The organism is Stenotrophomonas sp. (assembly GCF_031995405.1).
GTDB lineage: Bacteria > Pseudomonadota > Gammaproteobacteria > Xanthomonadales > Xanthomonadaceae > Stenotrophomonas.
In genome coordinates, this window is record NZ_DAMAGC010000214.1 from 1 (window position 1) to 2,090 (window position 2,090).

The window sequence follows — 2,090 nt, forward strand, 5'->3', positions numbered from 1 at the left end:
TTCGGTGCGGATAAACCAGAGCCACCCGGGTAGAGCCGAGCCACGCTCGGCTGCTCCTGCGCTCACCTCCCCAAAGCACCGGCCAACGTTCGATGGGCCGGTGTGGGTGGGTTGGCGGGACCGTCGGGCGCCATGGATGGCGCACGCGAGCCTCCACGGATGGATTTACGGCGTGTCCCGCCAACCCACCCGTACCCGCCAAGCCAGCAACGGCACGCACTCGCGCTGTTGCTGTTGCCGTTGCTGTTGCTTCTACGCTTTTTGCTTCTACGCCGCTCTCAAAACCTCAACCCGCAAACCCACCTTCGGCCAGGTAATCCAGTTCTTCCGGCGTCGGCATCCGCCCCAGCACCGCATTGCGGTGCGGGAAACGCCCGAACCGGCGGATGATGTCGCGATGCAACTCGGCGTACTGCAGGTATTCCTTGTCGCCCAGCACATCGAACATCGCCACCGAACGCTCCTGGTCCTGCGGGTCTTCCGAATGCTCGAACGGCAGATAGATGAAGGCGCGCAGCTTCGGCACCAACTGCAGGTCCAGCCCCTCTTCCACCGCGCGCATCGCGTAGTGCCGGGCCAGCCCATCGGTCGCGTAGGAATGGGCCGTATCGCGGAAACAGTTACGCGGAAACTGGTCGAGCAGAATCATCAGCGCCAGCGCGCCGTCGGCACTGCCCAGCCAATGTTCGCGCGCACGACGTGCCGCCGCGAAGTGTTCCTCCAGGAACGCCTCGCGGAACCGCGCATCGAATGCGTCGTCGCGCGTGAACCATTGTTGTGGACCGGCATTGCGCCAGAATTCCACGACTTGTGCCGCCACGTCCATTTACTACCCCTGATGGCGGAGCGTCCCCAAGACGCCCGCCGGTGCGATATCCATCACTCGTCAAAGCGCAGGTGGCGGACCGACTTGCCGTTGCGCCGTATAAGCTTAAGCGCCTCGATACCGATCTGGATATGGTTTTCGACGAACTGCGAGCTGACCTTGGCATCGGATGCCTCGGTCTTGACCCCGTCGGGGATCATCGGCTGATCGGACACCAACAGCAATGCACCGATCGGAATGTGGTTGGCAAAGCCCGCCGCGAACAGCGTGGCCGTCTCCATGTCGATGGCCATGCAGCGCATCAGCCGCAGCTTCTCCTTGAAGGCCTCATCATGCTCCCAGACCCGGCGGTTGGTCGTGTAGACCGTGCCGGTCCAGTAATCGTGGCCCAGATCGCGGATGGTGGTGGACACCGCGCGCTGCAGGGCGAAGGCCGGCAGTGCCGGCACTTCCGGCGGGAGGTAGTCGCTGGAGGTGCCCTCGCCGCGGATCGCGGCGATCGGCAGGACCAGGTCGCCGAGCTGGTTCTTGCGCTTGAGCCCACCGCATTTGCCCAGGAACAGCACGGCCTTGGGCATCACCGCCGACAGCAGGTCCATCACGATCGCCGCGTTCGGGCTGCCCATGCCGAAGTTGATCAGGGTGATGTCGTCGCTGGTGACACTGGCCATCGGCCGGTCCATGCCCTGCACCGGCGCGCCGGTAAGGTGCGAAAAGGTATGCAGATAGCCGGCGAAGTTGGTCAGCAGGATGTGCTGGCCGAACTGGTCCAAGGGCACGCCGGTGTAACGCGGCAGCCAGTTTTCAACGATTTCCTGCTTGTTCTTCATCCCGCGATTTCCGTCCGGCACATGGTTCAGTGCGCCTATTCTGGGGATGGAGCAGCAACAAGCAAGCGATCAGGCTTTTCTTCCCAAGGTGGGGAGCGTCCGGTTCCAAGGGCCTTGGCAGACGGTGCCCGGCGGTGCGCGTGCGCGTCATGCAGTCCATGGAGCGTGGGGATCGCGTGGCGTCTGTGATCGGGTCTGGCGCGCGCGTGGGGGCGCCGCCGCGGCCGGTAGGCCCCTGGCGCAAATGTCCCCCGGCCGCGGGCGGCCTCCTCCTTTATTTTGCCCAGGCGCCTACCGGCCGCGACGGCGCTCGGCTTGCGGTAAGCCGGTAAAAACCGGGCTTCTCTGAGGCTGTCGGTGGGTCGGGCGCTGGGTGCCCGTGCCCTTGGAGGCGAAATAAAGGGGGAGGCGGCGGCCGCAGGCCGACGCCGGAG

2 protein-coding genes are annotated in these 2,090 nt (G+C 64.9%); both read right to left on the reverse strand.

Annotated features, from left to right (window positions below):
• Positions 1–286: 286 nt before the first annotated feature.
• Complete coding sequence (locus tag RTO53_RS19915; RefSeq protein WP_256777317.1) at positions 287–826, reverse strand: DUF924 family protein; 540 nt, start codon at positions 824–826, stop codon at positions 287–289.
• 53 nt (positions 827–879) lie between these two features.
• A complete protein-coding gene (locus tag RTO53_RS19920) occupies positions 880–1,656 on the reverse strand; it encodes an AMP nucleosidase (protein WP_256777318.1) in 777 nt (258 codons plus the stop codon).
• Positions 1,657–2,090 lie beyond the last annotated feature (434 nt).